The sequence below is a fragment of the Helicobacteraceae bacterium genome (assembly GCA_031258155.1).
Classification (GTDB): Bacteria; Campylobacterota; Campylobacteria; order Campylobacterales; family SZUA-545; genus JAIRNH01.
Map to the genome: position 1 here is coordinate 29,262 of JAIRNH010000026.1, position 15,462 is coordinate 44,723.

Here is a 15,462-nt window from a genome sequence, read left to right on the forward strand (position 1 = left end):
TCTACTCCTCCCTAAAATGAAATATCGTTTCCGAATATGCGGTTTTATCTTTTTCTGTTCTGTTTAATACCGGACGGTGAAATTGATTTACGATTTTCATTCCAGCGTTTTTGGCTATTGTCGGATACATATTGTATTTGTCGTTTGCCACAAGAAATACATTGTAATTATCCGCTAAAAAATGTTTGCAATTATTCAAAACGTCTGAAATACCTTGAATATAATTTTCTCTTGCCTCTTTAGTTTTGCCTTTGAAAAGCGGACCGATTTCCAATTCGTCTTTGCGCTCAAAACCAAATATATCGTAAGCGTAGGCGTGTTGCTCATGATAATCAATCAAACCGACATAAGGCGGCGAAGAGAAAATGCCCTTGATTTTTTGTTTTGTCAGCAGTTCGCCAAAATCGGCGTTTTTCTTTTTCATCTGTTCAAAAACATCTATGTTTCTGCTGTCTCCAGTCAAGCAATACTGAAACGTCTGAGTTCTTAATTTATCAAATTGCGCAAGGCGGTTGATCGTGTCCTTCGCGTAACTTTCCCACCACTTAAGAATTGAAAAGAGCGGTTTGCATATTTTGCCGTGTTTTGCGCAGTAGTAAGTTGTAGTAACAGGTTCCGCAAGCGTAGCAAGATCAGCATGCGATGTGGCTCTGCAGCTGCGGATTGCGCGGCTTAAAATCACGCTGATTATATTCTTTGCATTTTGGTCTTTGATTTTTTTGATTTCATTAAATGTAAACTCTATCTCGTCTCTTATGTGCTGCGAATACCATTTGTCAAGGAAGCTCACGCATTTTTCCTGCCGTAATTTAATGCGGTATTGTGCTATAAGACTATTATATATTGGCAAAAACTCTTTTTCTTTTTCTGCGCCATATCGTTTTTCGTTTATTTCGCCTTGTCTTAAACGGTATTTATATTCGGGAACGGGAAAATATTTACTATTAAATTCATTAAGCGCTTGCGATAGTTTTTCCTCAAACTCTAAAACATGAGAGTTCGTTAAAAATATTTTCAACGCTTTTGTAATACGATTGGTTTGCGTTTGAATATCGGCGATATTGTATTTTGCCGTTTTGCAGTTGCTTATCAGCGCGTTAAAGGCTGAAATATCAATTCCGACCGCATGTATTCCAAGCTCGTTAGCCTCTGCCATTGTCGTTCCGCTTCCGGCAAATGGGTCAAGCGCTATATCGCCTCTGTTAAAATATATCTCTTTTTTGAAACTATCCGTATGGTCGTCCAAAAAATACTCTACAAGCTGAGGGATAAACTTGCCTTTATACGGATGCAGGCGGTGAATATGTTTTGTTGTTTCAGCCTCTTTGTATTGTTCAAACGATAACGCCCAATTTAAGTCTTTACCTAAACGCTCTTTGAAATTCGTTTCACGCGAACCACTATATGCGTTGTAATAATTTTTAAGTTCCGATAGCGAAATTTGCGTCGAGCCGTTTTCGCCGATTTTTCTTATGCGTCCGTATTGGACAAGATACGCGATATTAGACGGCGTTACGTTTTTGCCGATATATCCGCTTGCCCACTCGCTAGCCTCTTTAATGGTAAGTAGGCTAAGCGGCGTATCCGTTGAAAATAGACCTTGCATAGGCGAATTATAGCGCCGCTTACGTAAAGATTACGCGACGGTCGCAGTCGCGATCCAACGCGGGGCGGGCAAAATTACGCCACGATTTGAAACGCGATCTAGCGGACGAAGCCGCGAAAGAAATCGGTTTCTGGTTGATTTGTCCGTCGATTGCGTATAGCCGCGTTTTAATACCGCCGCGCTTGCTTGCGGGGCGCCTTTTGGCGCGCCTTGTTAAAACGGATGTTTGCAAAACGCCTTTCAAGACGCGGCTAACGTCGTTCGCGCGTAATATCAAAAGCGCCGCGTATGCCGATCGTAATAGCGTATTCGGAGGGCGGATTTAATTGTAAGTCTTGGGCTTTCTGGGTTTGCGCCGCGCTATTAACGCTGTTTGTTACAAGCGGATCGTAATCGCCGTATCTGTATTCTCCATAATCAATATCCATACTAACGATCGCGAGATTGCTTGGAACGCCTATTGAATAGCCGCTGCCTCCGACCGCCCTTTCAGCTTTCTCTAACAATTTAGAAAACAGTTTGCTCTCATGCTCGCTAATGACTTTTTGCCTCTTTTCTTCCGATACGCTGTAGCGAAGATCGTTGTTAACGTTCATCTTTAACTCTTGCGCTTTCGTAAATATCTTGCCTATATGATCAAAATCCGAAACTTTTATCTTAATTTTATTAAATACAAAATATTTTTTAACCTCCTTATCTATACGTTTTTGCGGTTTTGTTTCGTATTTTTTTATATCGACGTCGGCGGCGTTTATATCGTCAAGCCGCGCTCTTATTTTCTCATAGAGGTTTTGGACGTTTTGCGCGGATAACTCCTCGCTCGCCCCCGCGCCTTCGATTGTAAAGTAATAATTTTTATTATAGTCGTCCTTCCCAAGATTCTTAACGCCGTTTTGATCAAGCAGTTTTATCGCCTCGTAAAACGCTTCGGCTTTCATATTAAAAGTAACCGTCAGTTCGGTTTTATACGGCGTCTTAGAATCGATCGACGTTGTTATCGTTCTCTCGTAATTTTTATAATCGATTGTTTCTATATCGCTCTCGCTAACTCCGAACGTTTTCATATATTTTTTCAGTTCGCCCATATTTTTGATATTCTGATTGGACGCGGCGTTGGGGGTGTTGCCTTCCGTTACATAGGTTACGCTAAACTCGGCGCCGTCGGGTTTAAGCGTAACGTTTTCGCTATAAGTTACGCTGATAGAGCCTACGGCAATCTGTTTTTCGCCGTATTTTAACTCGTTGAAGCGTTGCGCCCATTCGCCGCCGTCTTGCGCCGCGATCGCAACCGCCGCCGCTATCGCCCATACAAACGCGCCTTTCATATCCGCTCCTTTTAGCAAAATCGTCGAGATTATAGCTCTTGACGACTTTCAAACGGGGAACTACCCCGTTTGAAACGCAATCTAGCGGACCAGATCGTAAGAGAAGTCGGTTTTGGCGATCTCTTTTGTTTGCGAGTCGATCGTGTCTAATATCTTATTGACGATCCAATTGAGCAGATTTAATCCGCCTTTGTAGCCGACAATGCTGTATCGGTGCAAGTGGTGGCGATCGAAGATCGGAAAACCGATCCTAATCAACGGAACGCCCGTATCGCGTTCAAGTTCCTTGCCGTAGCTGTTGCCGATAAGGTAATCTACGGGTTCGGTAAAGAGCAGACTGCGCAAATGCCACAGGTCTTTGCCCGCCCAAACGCGCGAGCTATCTTTAGCGGGCGATCGATCCAAAACGGCGCGCGCGGCTTCCGCCCACCCTTCTGGCGCGTTGTTGCACAACAGATGCGTAACCTCGCCGCCCATCTCTATAACGAACGCCGCCAATCCAAGCGCGAAATCGGGATCGCCGTAGATCGCGAACTTTTTGTCGTGAACGTAGGAGTAGCTATCCTGCATCGCATCGACGAGCCGCGCGCGATCGCGCTTGATCGATTCGGGAACGTCCTTGCCCGAAAACTCTTTCAAGAACATAACAAGCTCGTCGGAGCCGCTAAGCCCGATCGGTCGCGCCTCGAAGGTCTGTTGCTTGAACTTATTTTTACAGATTTTCAGCGTTTTTGGCGTGGTGAAGGGTTGCATGGTAACGATCGCTTTGGCGTTGCAAGCGCCCTTTATCTCTTCGATCGGCGTGCCGCCCGCGAACATCTTATATTCGCCCGCGCCGGTATTCCACTGCTCGCCGTGATCGGGAATCACCACCGCGTCTATGCCAAACGCTTCGGCAAGCTCTCTTTCCTCGTCGATACCGCCAAGATAGGTTTCAAAACCCGGGACGATATTAAGCCGCTCTTTTTTATCTTTGGAGATCGTTTTGCAAAGCTGCTTGAGCGTTTCGGAGAGCATATTGTCGTAGCCCGTTAAATGACTGCCGACAAAGCTAGGCGTATGCGCGAAAACCACCGGATAATCTTCGGGCAAATAACCTTCCGTTTTCGCCCCGTCCACAAAGGCGTTAAGATCGTCGCCGATCACCTCCGCCATGCAGGTCGTGGAAACGGCGATCATCTCGGGCTCGTAAAGCGCTTTGCAGTTTTGCAAGCCCTGCTTCATATTGTTAATGCCGCCGAACACAGCCGCGTCCTCCGTCATCGAGTCGCTAACGCACGGCGTCGGCTCTTTGAAGTGGCGGGTAAAATAGGTGCGGAAATAGGCGACGCAACCATGACTTCCATGCACATACGGCATCGTGTTTTCAAAGCCTAGCGCCACCATAACCGCGCCGAGCGGCTGGCAGGCTTTAGCTTGGTTTATAGTGATCGCTTCGCGTTTGAAGTTCAGATCGCAATACTCTTTGCTCTTCGTCCATTCGGCGATCTCTTTGACCTTTTGAACCTCTGGCATATCCTCGAAGGCTTTTTTGTTTTTGAACGTCTCGTCGTATTCGGGTTGCAAAAACAGGTCTTTGCCAATTACTATTTTTTGCGGATTTTGCATTTTCTCTTTCTCCTCTCAACTCATCTGTTTATTGAGGCTATTAACCCCGCGCCGCCAAACTAGGCGGCGTCCCATGGCGCTTTGTTGTGTCCCCAAACGGGGCTGTTAATCGCCATATCCATATCGCGCGCGAAGATCGCAAAACCGTCAAAACCGTGATAGGGTCCCGAATAATCCCAACTGTGCATCTGCCTAAACGGCAACCCCATCTTCTGGAAGGTGTATTTTTCCTTCACGCCCGCCGCGACAATGTCCGGCTTAATCCGTTTGCAAAAGGCTTCAAGCTCGTATTCGTTGGCGTCGTCGTAGATCACGGTCGATCGCTGGATTTCATGCGTCGTGCGGCTGTAGTCGTCGTTGTGCGCGAATTCGTAGCCCGTGCCGATGATCTCCATACCTAAATCCTCGTAAGCGCCGATTACGTGGCGCGGACGCAAACCGCCGACATAGAGCATCACCTTTTTGCCTTCTAAACGCGGCTTGTATTTATCTAGCACGGCGTCCATTACGGGTTTATATTTGGCGATCACCTTTTCGGCGTTGTCCTGAACGCCCTGATCGAATTGGCTCGCGATCTTGCGAAGCGATTCGTAGGTTTTGCTGGGACCGAAGAAGTTATACTCTATCCAAGGGATATTAAACTCCTGCTCCATATGACGGCTGACGTAGTTCATCGATCGATAACAGTGAAGCAGGTTGAGCTTGGCTTTCGGTCCGTTGCGCAATTCGTTTAACGTCGCGTCGCCCGACCACTGCGCAATCACGCGCAAACCCATCTCCTCGAGCAAAATGCGGCTCGCCCAAGCGTCGCCGCCGATATTGTAATCGCCGATAATCGCTACGTCGTATGGCGTGGAGCCTACGTCGGAGCCTTTAGACGTAAATACGTGATCGCGGATCGCGTCGTTCGCGATATGGTGTCCTAACGACTGACTAACGCCGCGAAACCCTTCGCAACTGACGGGAATAACGGGCTTGTTGATTAACGCCGTAGTTTTTTTCGCCGTCGCTTGAATATCGTCTCCGATCAGACCGATCGGGCATTCGGATTGAACCGACACGCCTTTGACGAGCGGAAATAGCTCGTTGATCTCCTCGATCGCTTTGGTCAGTTTCTTATCCCCGCCGAAAACGATGTCGCGCTCTTGAAAATCGGTGGTGAAATTCATCGTAACGAACGTATCCACGCCCGTAGAGCCGATATAGTAGTTGCGCCGCCCCGATCTGGAGTATTGGCTACAACCTACGGGACCGTGGCTGATATGAACCATATCCTTCACCGGACCCCACACGACGCCCTTCGATCCCGCGTAAGCGCAACCGCGCTGGCTCATTACGCCCGGAACCGTTTTCTTGTTCGATTGAACGCCGCCGCACGTTTTTTGACTCTCGTCCGCGGGCAAACCTACGCCCAAATGTTTGGCGCGATCTTTCTGCGCTTTTTCGGGATACTTTTTTAGTATATCCTCTAAGGCGCTTTTTTGAATACTCTCTAGGCTCTCTGGACCCATCTGTCTTACCTTCCTTTTGAGACTATGCAATCGGTTTTGTCGATTGATCGTTAGTTAAAAACCACCTCTACGTTGATCGGCTCCATGTCTTGAAACTTCTTTGCGATCTCAAAACATTCCGCGTCCTTGTCAAGCTCCAAACTAAGCTCGGCGATCTGGTATTTGTTGGTGAAATACATATACTTCAAACCGTCCTCTTTGGCGGTCTCCTGATTAAGGTAGAAGTGCGTCAACGCCTTAGCGAGAAAAGTGTCGTTTTTCGTAAGCGTCTTGTAAAGCTCCGTTTTGGTCGATTTGGTCGAGCCTTGATGGAGCTTGATCTCCTTAACCTTGCTCATATCGACGGCTTTATCGACCAGCGCCGCCACCTCGCTCGATGGAATAATGTTGCCGCGATCGGCGGGAAAATGCATGCCAAGAATAAACATGTTCGCTCCTTTCTAATTTTCGGCTTTTTTGCCGATGTTCTCTTCGTCGAATTGTTCGGCTATGCCAAACTCCATCAACAAATTCTCGAGATCGTCCATCGGAAGCGGCGTTGGTATCACCTTCAGATCGTTGGCGATGATCTTGCGCGCAAGCTCTTTGTATTCGAGAGCCTGATCGGCGCTTTCGGCGTATTCGACTACGGTCATTCTGCGAAGCTCCGCGTGCTGAACGATGTTGTTGCGCGGCACGAAGTGAATCATCTGCGTGCCGAGCCTCATAGCCAGCGCTTTAGCCAGATCGTATTCGCGATCGGTCATGCGAGCGTTACAGATCAGTCCCGCTAGGCGCACGCCGCCGCTGTTGGCGTATTTCAAAATACCTCTTGAAATGTTGTTCGCCGCGAACATAGCCATCATTTCGCCCGACATAACGATGTATATCTCCTGTGCTTTGCCTTCGCGGATCGGCATGGCAAATCCGCCGCACACAACGTCGCCAAGCACGTCGTAGGAGACGAAATCCAGTTCGTCGTCATACGCGCCGTTCTCTTCGAGAAAGTTAATAGCCGTAATCACGCCGCGTCCCGCGCAGCCTACGCCCGGCTCCGGACCGCCCGATTCCGTGCAACGGATATAGCCGCCTTCGGTCGTCGTACCAAATATGCCCGCGCCGTCTTTGCACACTTCGTCAAGCTCTAAATCCTCGACCGTGCCTTTTTCCGCCGCCATCTGCATAATGGTCTGCTGCGCTTTCTCATGTAGGATTAAGCGGGTCGAATCGGCTTTTGGGTCGCATCCGACGATCAGAATTTTCTGTCCGTAGAAGTGCGCCATAGCCGCGAGGGTGTTTTGGGAAGTGGTCGATTTGCCAATCCCGCCTTTGCCGTAAAAGGCTATCTGCCGTAATTCGCTCATCTAAGCTCCTTGTCTTAATTTATGGATCAGCCGCGTCGCTTTTCCAGACAGATATTTTGCCCCGCTAATGGACATATGGGCGCCTTTTTTTTAATCATTACTCTATATTTTTACAAAATTCGCGTATTTTCTCGCGCCGCTACCTTTAGGTTTTAGATCAACTTGCGCCGATAGGCGCATTTTGTGCGATCGCTAACGGGCTATCGGGCGGAGATGGGGGGGGTCGCGCCGTTTTTAGCCGCAAATTACTAGATTGCGGCGGTTTTGCGATCTCTTGGCGCCAATAGATTCGGGCGGTTTTATTTTATACGTTTATATTAATGTTTATCATTAGCGATCGCTCTCGCCGTAAGATGAAAATCACAATATATGAACGCGGCGCGCGCGTTAAAGCTATCGATCTATCGCTTATCAACGTCCGTTTTCGCAAAAGCGTTAAGCTAAAACGATTATTAACGGCGGGTTATACGCGCAATTTTATAGAAACTTTTTTAAGCGCGTAATGTGCCCAAGAGAATAAACTATTTACTTCGCGATCGCGGCGTTTGCGATAGCGAGCCAAAGCGCCAAAAAGCTTCTCGCAAACTTAACGCTCTAGGCTTGGAACTTGCTTAGCTCAATTCTTAGCAACTCGCTTTGGCGACTAAGATGCGAAGCCAGATCGGCGATCTCTTTGATACTAACGGAGCTTTCGTTGGTGCGCGAACTAATCTCGTCTACGCTCGCTAAAACTCCTCGCGTCGCTTGCACAATCTCGCGAGAGTCCTCCGCCGCTTTCGCGAGACGCTCTTTTGTTCGCGAAATCTCCTCCGCGCCGCTTTCAACCACGGAGCTTGCCGCCATAGCGCTTTCTAACAACAATCTAAATTCGTCCGCGTTCTGCTCCATAGAACTTGCCGCGTCGCCAATAGACTGGGTGATCGCAGTGATTGTCGCGCTGGTTTCAGACAGGCTCTTTTGCGTTCGTTCGGCAAGTTTTCGCACTTCGTCCGCCACCACCGCGAAACCGCGTCCGGCGTCGCCCGCCCGCGCAGCTTCGATCGCGGCGTTCAGCGCGAGCATATTGGTTTGATCGGCAATATCGCCTATTACTCCTAAGACCTTCTTAACCGAATCCGCCTCGTTAGCAAGCTGATTCAAACGTTCGCTTAATTGCGTTTGCGCCTCGCTTTCCCTTTGAACTAAACCGGCGACCTTTCCGATCTCTTCGCGCGAACTGTATAGCTTCTCGGCGGCGACGTTCATACTTTCTTTCACATCCTCGATCTCGTCGCGCATCTGTTGAAGTAACTTATTGGTTTCGCTCCCGTTTGCGACAATTCTGACCATTTCGTCCAGATTGGCTTTCGCCTGTTTATGAATTAACGCTCCGCTTGCGTCTAATTGCGAGGAGATCGAAGCGTTTTCGTCCGCGCTATCGATCGCTTTTGTTATCGCCTTTTGAACCTCGCCTAAAAGTAGGTTAAGATCGGCGCATAGCGCGCCGATCTCGTCCGGATTTTCGTTCAGCCGCGCCACAAAGTCAAGATCGCGAGCGATTGTTTTTACAGCCGATCGCGCAAGCGAGATTGGATTAAGAAATTTCGCGATTGCGATCCAGCCCACAATAGCCGAAAGCGCGAAACCCGCCGCGCCGATAATCAACGCGCTATAAAGCGCGGCGGCAAGCGTCCTGTTAATACTTTCCAAAGGCATATCGGCGCCCGCCACAAACCTAACGCCGTTATCCGTTTCGATTGGAACAAATATGCTTCTGTGGCTTCCCCATTCGTCTACATATTCGTCGAACTGTATTTCATTCGTCCGCAACGCTTCGGCGAGCTTGGGGCTTGCGTCCTCATATAGGTATAACGGCTCTTTTTCAAGCGCGCCTTGCTCCATTTCAGACTCTTCGGGCGTATCAACGACAAAATGAAAGCCCTTTTCCGACTCGACAAGGGTGTAAATAAACTCGATGTTTGTGCTGGCGCAGAACTTATAGGCGCGTTCGTTGAGCGCCTTGAAAAGCTCTTGATCCATAACGCCGTTTATAGCCTTATCATACGTGTCTTCGGACGCAAAGCCGGCAGCGGCGTAAGCCGCCGCGAAAAGACGGCTGTTGACGCCCTCGTTGACGTCGCTCCTATGCCCCGTATAAATGTAAACGCCGTAACTAACAGCCGTAATGGCGTTAAGAAGCAGCACCGTTATCAAGAGTCGCCCGCGAATAGAAGACCAAAACGACATGGTTAAACTTTCCGACGCAAATTTGCTTATAATATCACTATATCGGTTAATATAATGGATACTTTTTACCAATGTTAATAGATTTTCAGCGTTACAGCTCCATTAAAATCGGCTCGCGGATTGAGGCGGAAGTCGTCAAAGATCGCGGTTTTGACCCGCGCGGCTTCTTTATCGTCGGAAACGCTTGCAATCTGCTTATATCGCCAAATCCGCCGCCGATCGCGATTTTGGATCGCTCGTTCGATTACCTTCGCGTAGAGGGCGAAACGCTAATCGCCGGAGGCAAAACGCCAAGCGGACGAATAACGTCGCTGTGCAAAAAAGAAAATCTGGGCGGCTTAGAATTTTTATCGGGGTTGCCCGGTAGCGTCGGAGGGCTGATAGCGATGAACGCGGGGTTGAAAAACGCAAGCGCGTTTGATCGGCTGCTTTGGATCGACTTTGGCGGCGGCAAAATCTGCGCGAAGGAAGTAGAAAGCGGCTATCGGTTTGCCAATCTGCGAGGCGTCGTTTTTGAAGCGGCGTTTAAGCTCTCCAAAGGCTACGACCGAGCGCTTGAAGCCTATTATTTAAACATACGCGATTCGCAACCTAAAGAGCCTAGCGCGGGAAGCTGTTTTAAGAACCCAATCGGCGATTACGCGGGCAGGCTGATCGAAGCGGTCGGCTTGCGCGGCGCGCGGCGCGGCGGCGTTGGCTTTAGCCAAAAACACGCCAATTTTCTGGTTAATTTCGGCGGCGGCTCGTTCGACGACGCTATAAAGTTGATCGACGAGGCAAAACGCCGCGTTTTAGAGAGCTTTAATATCGCGCTGGAAACCGAAATTAAAATTATATAAGCGCGTCGAATGCGGGGGTTATTAAAGAAAGAGATTCGGCGCGCTCTTTTGCGCTTGCCGCCTATAGCTTATCTTCATTGCAGAAAGTAGCGTTTTCTACGACGCGAAAGCCGCTTTCTTTGCGCCGCCATACACTCTCCGTAACTCTGCCGACGCGCCGCCTCCCGTCGTTCCCGCGCGGAACAAGCGAGAGCGCTTCGTAATCGCAAAAGAAGGCGGGAATCCATAACAACGACCGTCAAAAGATGGATACTCGCTTGCGCGGGAACGACGGAGAAGGTTGCCATTGCCGCGAAGCGCCCGCGCGGGGTAGGGAGCGCAAGGCGCGGAGGGGCGGAAATCTATCTCGGCGTAAATCTTGAGGAAACGATTAGCTTCCATAAATGGTCGGCGGCGCTTTTAATAAGCCTCGCCTACGGGTCCCATCTCGGATTGGTATCGCACCACGCGGTTGCGCCCGCCGTCTTTTGCCTTATAGAGCGCTATATCGGCTAGTTTAATCGCTCGCCATATACCGTCGGCGTCTTGCGGATAAAGCGTTATGCCGACGCTGACGGTTTTTGATATGCTATCGCCGGCGCCCGTTTTGAAAGGGCGCGCCGCAAATTTTTCGCGTATCTTTTCCGCCACCGCCACCGCGCCCTCTTCGGAAGCGTTAAGCAGCATAATCAAAAACTCTTCGCCGCCCTGCCTGATCGCTATATCCGCCTCTCGTATAGAGCTTGTCATAGTGTCGGCTAAACCCTTGATCACAAGGTCGCCTATATCGTGTCCGTAGGTGTCGTTTACCATTTTGAAATGATCTATATCCAATGCAAGCAACGCGTAAGAGGAGCGCACGCGAGAGGCTTGGCGGGCGATATGATCGGTAAATTCGTTAAGAAATTTGCGGTTATACAGCCCCGTCAAACCGTCGCGCAAATTGGATTCTTGCAACACGTGCGTTAAATAGCGGCTTTCAAGCACGGGACGCGCCGCGTCAAAATAGTTGTTTAGCGTCGTGATTTCGACCTTGATTCGCTCTAAACCGACGGAATCTTCCGACGAAACCTGCAACAGCAACGAAACCTCGTCCGTTACGCGATAGGGCATACACATAAGAACGCGCCTCTCCTCGTTTTCCAAATCAAAATAAGCGCACACGCGGGAAAAATCGTCGCTGAACACGACGGTTTGACTTCTTAACGCGCGGCACTCCTCGCACAGCGTCTGCGCTTCGTGCGCGCGGCAGTAAAGTCGAGGGTTGACGGCGTATATAACCTCGCTTTTACCCTGCGCGATCGAAACCTCGAAAAGCGCGAAATCGCCGTTCTCGCCGAGAATTTTGCGAACGACGTCGATCAAATGCTCGTATATTTCGTTTTTGTCCCGATCGATCTCTATCGTCTTTTTGAACTTGTAAATATCGACGAGCGAATCGACGATTTCGCGCATGCGGATCAGCGGGTTTTCATTCGCGTTTTTTTGCGCCGTAGCGCCGATTAAAATCACGATTCGCTTATCGATCTGCTCCACCATATCGCGCAGTTTGGAGTAGAGGCTGTTTAACTGCTCGGCTAACTTGCCGCCTTCGTCGGTAAGCGAGGTGGAAATCTGCGGCGAAAAGTCGCCTTCGTGTCCCTTTTTGATCGCTTTGGTCAGCGCTTCAAAAAGTTCCAAATATCGGTTAAGCCACTGATTTGTTATCAAAGCCGCGGCGATCGCCACTAGAAACGAGGCGATACAGATACGCGCCATAGTTTTTAACCCGCTCTCGCGCATATCGCTTATGTCCATAATCATACTGATCGCGCCTAGCACTTCGCCGCGTCCGCCGACATGACACTGCAAACATTCCGGAGTGGCTATGTATGGAATGGTAACGCGCAAATGCGCCGACGAGCTTGTTTCGGTAACGCGATCGGCGCTTTTGCCGCTGCTTATCACTTCGGCGTCAATTTCGTCTTTTGACCTTTCGCCCTCGAAGCCTACTCCGTAATCTCGTATAACGCTGTCGGCGCGAATCACCCAAACCTGTTCCAAATCGCGCACCGCGCCGATTCGCTCCATAAAGTGATGGCGGTTTTCCATAACGTCGTTTATCATATGCGCCGTCAAACCGTCGCGCACCAACGTCGCGGTCATTTTGGCTTTGTCGATAGAGCTTTGGATTGCAAACTCTCGAAAATTAAACCCCACGATCAGCGTTACCGTCAACGTAAGCAGCACGAGAGTTAAAACTAGCAAAACCGATATGCGACGCTTCATAGATCAACGCCTCCGAATTCTTTCTTAGCGTTACATTATACGTAATATCGGCTATTTCGCGCTTAAGAAAAACAGCTGCTTGCCCGTCCCCATCTTTACCGCGACGTCAAATTCCATTCCGAGCGCGGCGGCGGTCGAAAAAATATCGGTGAAATACTCGCACAAAATCGCCGCCGCGTCCGAAATCGCGGGGTTATGTCCGATAATAAGCGCGCTTTCGCATCTTAAAGCGATCGAGTCGATAGCGCGGATATACTCCCGCGATTCGCCTTCGTATAGGCTTTCCTCCGTTTTTACGCGATCGAGCGCTCCTAAAATATCGGCGACGATCAGCGCCGTTTCTCTAGCTCTCCTAGCGTCGCTTACCAGCACAATATCCGGTTTACAGCCGTTTTCGGCGAGTTTTTCCGCGATTGCTATCGCCTCTTCTCTGCCCTCGTTGGTTAGCGCCCGCTCGCGATCGTTTTTTCCTTTTTCCGCCTTAGCGTGCCGCATTAACACTAACGTTTTCATTTTTTACCTCGATTTTATTTAGACTTAACAGCGCGTCCGCGTTCGGGCGACGTCCCATAAATTCGGCGAAACTATCCATAGCCTTTCTCGATCCGCCGACGCTTAGAACCGAGTTTAGGAAACGATCGGCTAACGCGCGGTCAAAAACGCCTTTTTCGGCAAACGCCAAATACGCGTCCGCGCTTAGAACCTCCGCCCATTTATAGCTGTAGTAGCCCGCCGAATAACCTCCGCCGAAGATATGGCTAAAGCCGTTTTGAAACTTATTATACTCCGGCGGTTTTATTAACGAGGTCGTTTTTCGTATTTCGTCCAAAATCGCCTGAACCTCGCCGGCGCTATGCGCGCCCAAATGAACCTTGAGATCGAACAGCGCAAACTCGCACTGGCGCAACATAGCCAGCGCCGACTGAAAATTTTTAGCGTCGATCAGCTTTTGAATCATCGCGCGCGGCAGTTTTTCGCCCGTTTGATAGTGCGACGCGAAAAGCTCCAGAACGCGCGATTCGTAAGCGAAGTTTTCAAGCCACTGACTAGGAAACTCCACCGCGTCCCACTCGACGCCGCCAATACCGCTAAGATCGCGCTCGTTTACGCGGCTAAATAGGTGGTGGATCGCGTGTCCGACCTCGTGAAAAAGCGTAACTACGTCGCTATGGCGCAGTAGCGACGGCGCGTTTTCGCTAGGGGCTGGAAAGTTGCAGCAGATATAGGCGCTCGCAAACTCTAGGCTATCGTCGGCGCGGCGCATTCGCGTTTGATAAGCGTCCATCCACGCGCCGCCGCGCTTACTTTTGCGCTCGTATAGATCGACGTAGAGCCGTCCGAAAACCTCGCTCTTAAACGCCAGATCATAGATCAAAACGCGATCATTCCAGACGGGGGCTTTCGCCTCTTGGAACGAAACGCCAAAAAGCCGCGTCAGAAAATCAAACAGCCCCAGCAACGCGCGGTTTGATTCAAAATATGGTTTATACAGCTCCTCGTTCAGATCAAATTTGGCTTTTTCTAGTTTTTTGCTCCAGAGGCTAAAATCGTAGCTTTGCAGTTCGTCTTTGAAGCCGTTCGCTTTGGCAAACGCCTTTAACTCGTCCAACTCCCGCTTCGCTTGCGGCGCGGATTTCTCGATCAGCTCCGTTATAAAGTCGATCGCCGCCTCCGCGCTCGGCGCCATTTTGGTTTTGAGCGAGTAGTCGGCGTAATGGCGCATACCTAATAGGCGCGCCTTTTCATTTTTGAGCTTCAACATCTCTTCGATAATCGCCTCGTTTTGCGGCGCGCGCGCGGTATGGGCGCGGTAAAGCTCCTCTCTAAGCGCGCGGTTTTGCCCGTAGGTCATATAGGATATATAGGCGTGCGGCAGGAGCGTTAGCTTCCATTTGCCGCCTTCGGCTTTGAACGCTTCGAGATCGCTTGGCGCGATACCCTCCAAATCCGCTTGATCGATCTCTTTTTCGTAGGCTTTCGTCGCCTCCAGCAGGTTTTGCGAAAAGAGGTTGTCTATATCCGCCAGCCTCGCGTTGATCGCGGCGATTTGCTCTTTAGCGCCGTCGTCAAGCTCCGCGCCCTCCAGAACAAACGCCAAAATCGCGTCTCCTAAGAGCTTTCTTTGCGTCGCGTCAATCGTATTGTCGTTTGATAAGATATCCCGATATGCCTTAAGTATCCTCGTATCTTGCGCCAAGCGCGTTTCGTAATCGCTAAGGAGCGGCAGCATAGCGCTATACGCCGCTTGCGTCTGTTCGCTATTTTCCGTATATTGAAGTATGCAAACGGGGGTTGTGAATATCGCTAATTTTTCGTCTAGTTCCGCTATTGGGCGAATAAACGACGTAAAACTTTTGTTTTCTTGAGCGATCAGCGTCTCTATAACCGCCTCGTTTTCGGCGAGCAGTTTTTTTAGCTCGTCTGGTTTCGCGGCTAGATCGCCCGCGTTAAATTGCTCGAACATCGCGTTCCTTTATAAATAAAGCCGCAATTATAGGGCGCGTATCATTTAGCGGCGCGCAAACGTTTTGCTCCTGAATCTGGTTAAAAATGGCATACTTACGGCTCAATTCTAAGTCGCGAAGGACAATAATGGCAAATAAAACTCCCGCAAACGCTTCTGATAGCGTCAATGAAACTACCGCGCCGCCTAAAAGCGCGGTCGTTGGGTCGCCCCCCCCCCCCCCCGAAGGCGAAAATTTTGGTTTCTGCCTACCAAAAGCCGTTTTATATCGTTTAGTCAAGTAAGAGAGGATT

Annotated in this window: 12 protein-coding genes; 2 read left to right on the plus strand and 10 right to left on the minus strand. The window is 49.7% G+C overall.

Annotated features, from left to right (window positions below; all coding sequences use genetic code 11):
* Nucleotide 1: 1 nt before the first annotated feature.
* From LBF86_03945 to LBF86_03975, 7 genes are all read right to left on the minus strand, one after another.
* Nucleotides 2-1,606, minus strand: a complete 1,605-nt coding sequence (locus LBF86_03945; GenBank protein ID MDR0664656.1) for a site-specific DNA-methyltransferase — start codon at nt 1,604-1,606, stop codon at nt 2-4.
* A 251-nt stretch (nt 1,607-1,857) separates the two neighbouring features.
* A complete protein-coding gene (locus LBF86_03950) occupies nt 1,858-2,931 on the minus strand; it encodes an SIMPL domain-containing protein (protein ID MDR0664657.1) in 1,074 nt (357 codons plus the stop codon).
* Nucleotides 2,932-3,012: 81 nt separating this feature from the next.
* Entirely contained in the window at nt 3,013-4,539 is a 1,527-nt protein-coding gene (gene nifK, locus LBF86_03955) for a nitrogenase molybdenum-iron protein subunit beta (GenBank protein ID MDR0664658.1), read from the minus strand.
* A gap of 59 nt (nt 4,540-4,598) precedes the next feature.
* The gene (gene nifD, locus LBF86_03960) at nt 4,599-6,050 is read right to left on the minus strand and encodes a nitrogenase molybdenum-iron protein alpha chain (protein MDR0664659.1); all 1,452 of its coding nucleotides are present in this window, start codon (nt 6,048-6,050) and stop codon (nt 4,599-4,601) included.
* Between the two features lie 50 nt (nt 6,051-6,100).
* A complete protein-coding gene (locus LBF86_03965; protein ID MDR0664660.1) occupies nt 6,101-6,478 on the minus strand; it encodes a hypothetical protein in 378 nt (125 codons plus the stop codon).
* A gap of 12 nt (nt 6,479-6,490) precedes the next feature.
* Nucleotides 6,491-7,393, minus strand: a complete 903-nt coding sequence (nifH, locus tag LBF86_03970) for a nitrogenase iron protein (GenBank protein MDR0664661.1) — start codon at nt 7,391-7,393, stop codon at nt 6,491-6,493.
* 594 nt (nt 7,394-7,987) lie between these two features.
* On the minus strand, nt 7,988-9,619 hold the full coding sequence (locus LBF86_03975; protein ID MDR0664662.1) for a methyl-accepting chemotaxis protein: 1,632 nt from the start codon (nt 9,617-9,619) through the stop codon (nt 7,988-7,990).
* 71 nt (nt 9,620-9,690) lie between these two features.
* On the opposite strand from LBF86_03975, the gene LBF86_03980 reads away from it, so the two are divergent.
* The gene (locus LBF86_03980; protein MDR0664663.1) at nt 9,691-10,458 is read left to right on the plus strand and encodes a UDP-N-acetylmuramate dehydrogenase; all 768 of its coding nucleotides are present in this window, start codon (nt 9,691-9,693) and stop codon (nt 10,456-10,458) included.
* Between the two features lie 399 nt (nt 10,459-10,857).
* Here LBF86_03980 and LBF86_03985 read toward each other — a convergent pair whose 3' ends face one another.
* The 3 genes from LBF86_03985 to LBF86_03995 are packed head-to-tail and all read right to left on the minus strand — an operon-like array spanning nt 10,858 to nt 15,169.
* On the minus strand, nt 10,858-12,705 hold the full coding sequence (locus LBF86_03985) for a diguanylate cyclase (GenBank protein ID MDR0664664.1): 1,848 nt from the start codon (nt 12,703-12,705) through the stop codon (nt 10,858-10,860).
* Nucleotides 12,706-12,756: 51 nt separating this feature from the next.
* A complete protein-coding gene (locus tag LBF86_03990) occupies nt 12,757-13,218 on the minus strand; it encodes a histidine phosphatase family protein (protein MDR0664665.1) in 462 nt (153 codons plus the stop codon).
* Nucleotides 13,187-15,169, minus strand: coding sequence for a M3 family metallopeptidase (locus tag LBF86_03995; protein ID MDR0664666.1), 1,983 nt, complete (start codon nt 15,167-15,169; stop codon nt 13,187-13,189). Before LBF86_03995 ends, LBF86_03990 begins: the two co-directional genes overlap by 32 nt.
* Nucleotides 15,170-15,297: 128 nt before the next feature.
* Here LBF86_03995 and LBF86_04000 point away from each other — a divergent pair, with 128 nt between their 5' ends.
* Entirely contained in the window at nt 15,298-15,453 is a 156-nt protein-coding gene (locus LBF86_04000) for a hypothetical protein (protein MDR0664667.1), read from the plus strand.
* The last annotated feature ends 9 nt before the right edge of the window (nt 15,454-15,462 follow it).

What these genes read in the sequence shown, in the direction of transcription:
- LBF86_03945 (MDR0664656.1), bottom strand. Translation starts at nt 1,606, where the DNA reads ATGCAAGGTCTATTTTCAACGGATACGCCGCTTAGCCTACTTACCATT.
- LBF86_03950 (MDR0664657.1), bottom strand. Translation starts at nt 2,931, where the DNA reads ATGAAAGGCGCGTTTGTATGGGCGATAGCGGCGGCGGTTGCGATCGCG.
- nifK (MDR0664658.1), bottom strand. Translation starts at nt 4,539, where the DNA reads ATGCAAAATCCGCAAAAAATAGTAATTGGCAAAGACCTGTTTTTGCAA.
- nifD (MDR0664659.1), bottom strand. Translation starts at nt 6,050, where the DNA reads ATGGGTCCAGAGAGCCTAGAGAGTATTCAAAAAAGCGCCTTAGAGGAT.
- LBF86_03965 (MDR0664660.1), bottom strand. Translation starts at nt 6,478, where the DNA reads ATGTTTATTCTTGGCATGCATTTTCCCGCCGATCGCGGCAACATTATT.
- nifH (MDR0664661.1), bottom strand. Translation starts at nt 7,393, where the DNA reads ATGAGCGAATTACGGCAGATAGCCTTTTACGGCAAAGGCGGGATTGGC.
- LBF86_03975 (MDR0664662.1), bottom strand. Translation starts at nt 9,619, where the DNA reads ATGTCGTTTTGGTCTTCTATTCGCGGGCGACTCTTGATAACGGTGCTG.
- LBF86_03980 (MDR0664663.1), top strand. Translation starts at nt 9,691, where the DNA reads ATGTTAATAGATTTTCAGCGTTACAGCTCCATTAAAATCGGCTCGCGG.
- LBF86_03985 (MDR0664664.1), bottom strand. Translation starts at nt 12,705, where the DNA reads ATGAAGCGTCGCATATCGGTTTTGCTAGTTTTAACTCTCGTGCTGCTT.
- LBF86_03990 (MDR0664665.1), bottom strand. Translation starts at nt 13,218, where the DNA reads ATGAAAACGTTAGTGTTAATGCGGCACGCTAAGGCGGAAAAAGGAAAA.
- LBF86_03995 (MDR0664666.1), bottom strand. Translation starts at nt 15,169, where the DNA reads ATGTTCGAGCAATTTAACGCGGGCGATCTAGCCGCGAAACCAGACGAG.
- LBF86_04000 (MDR0664667.1), top strand. Translation starts at nt 15,298, where the DNA reads ATGGCAAATAAAACTCCCGCAAACGCTTCTGATAGCGTCAATGAAACT.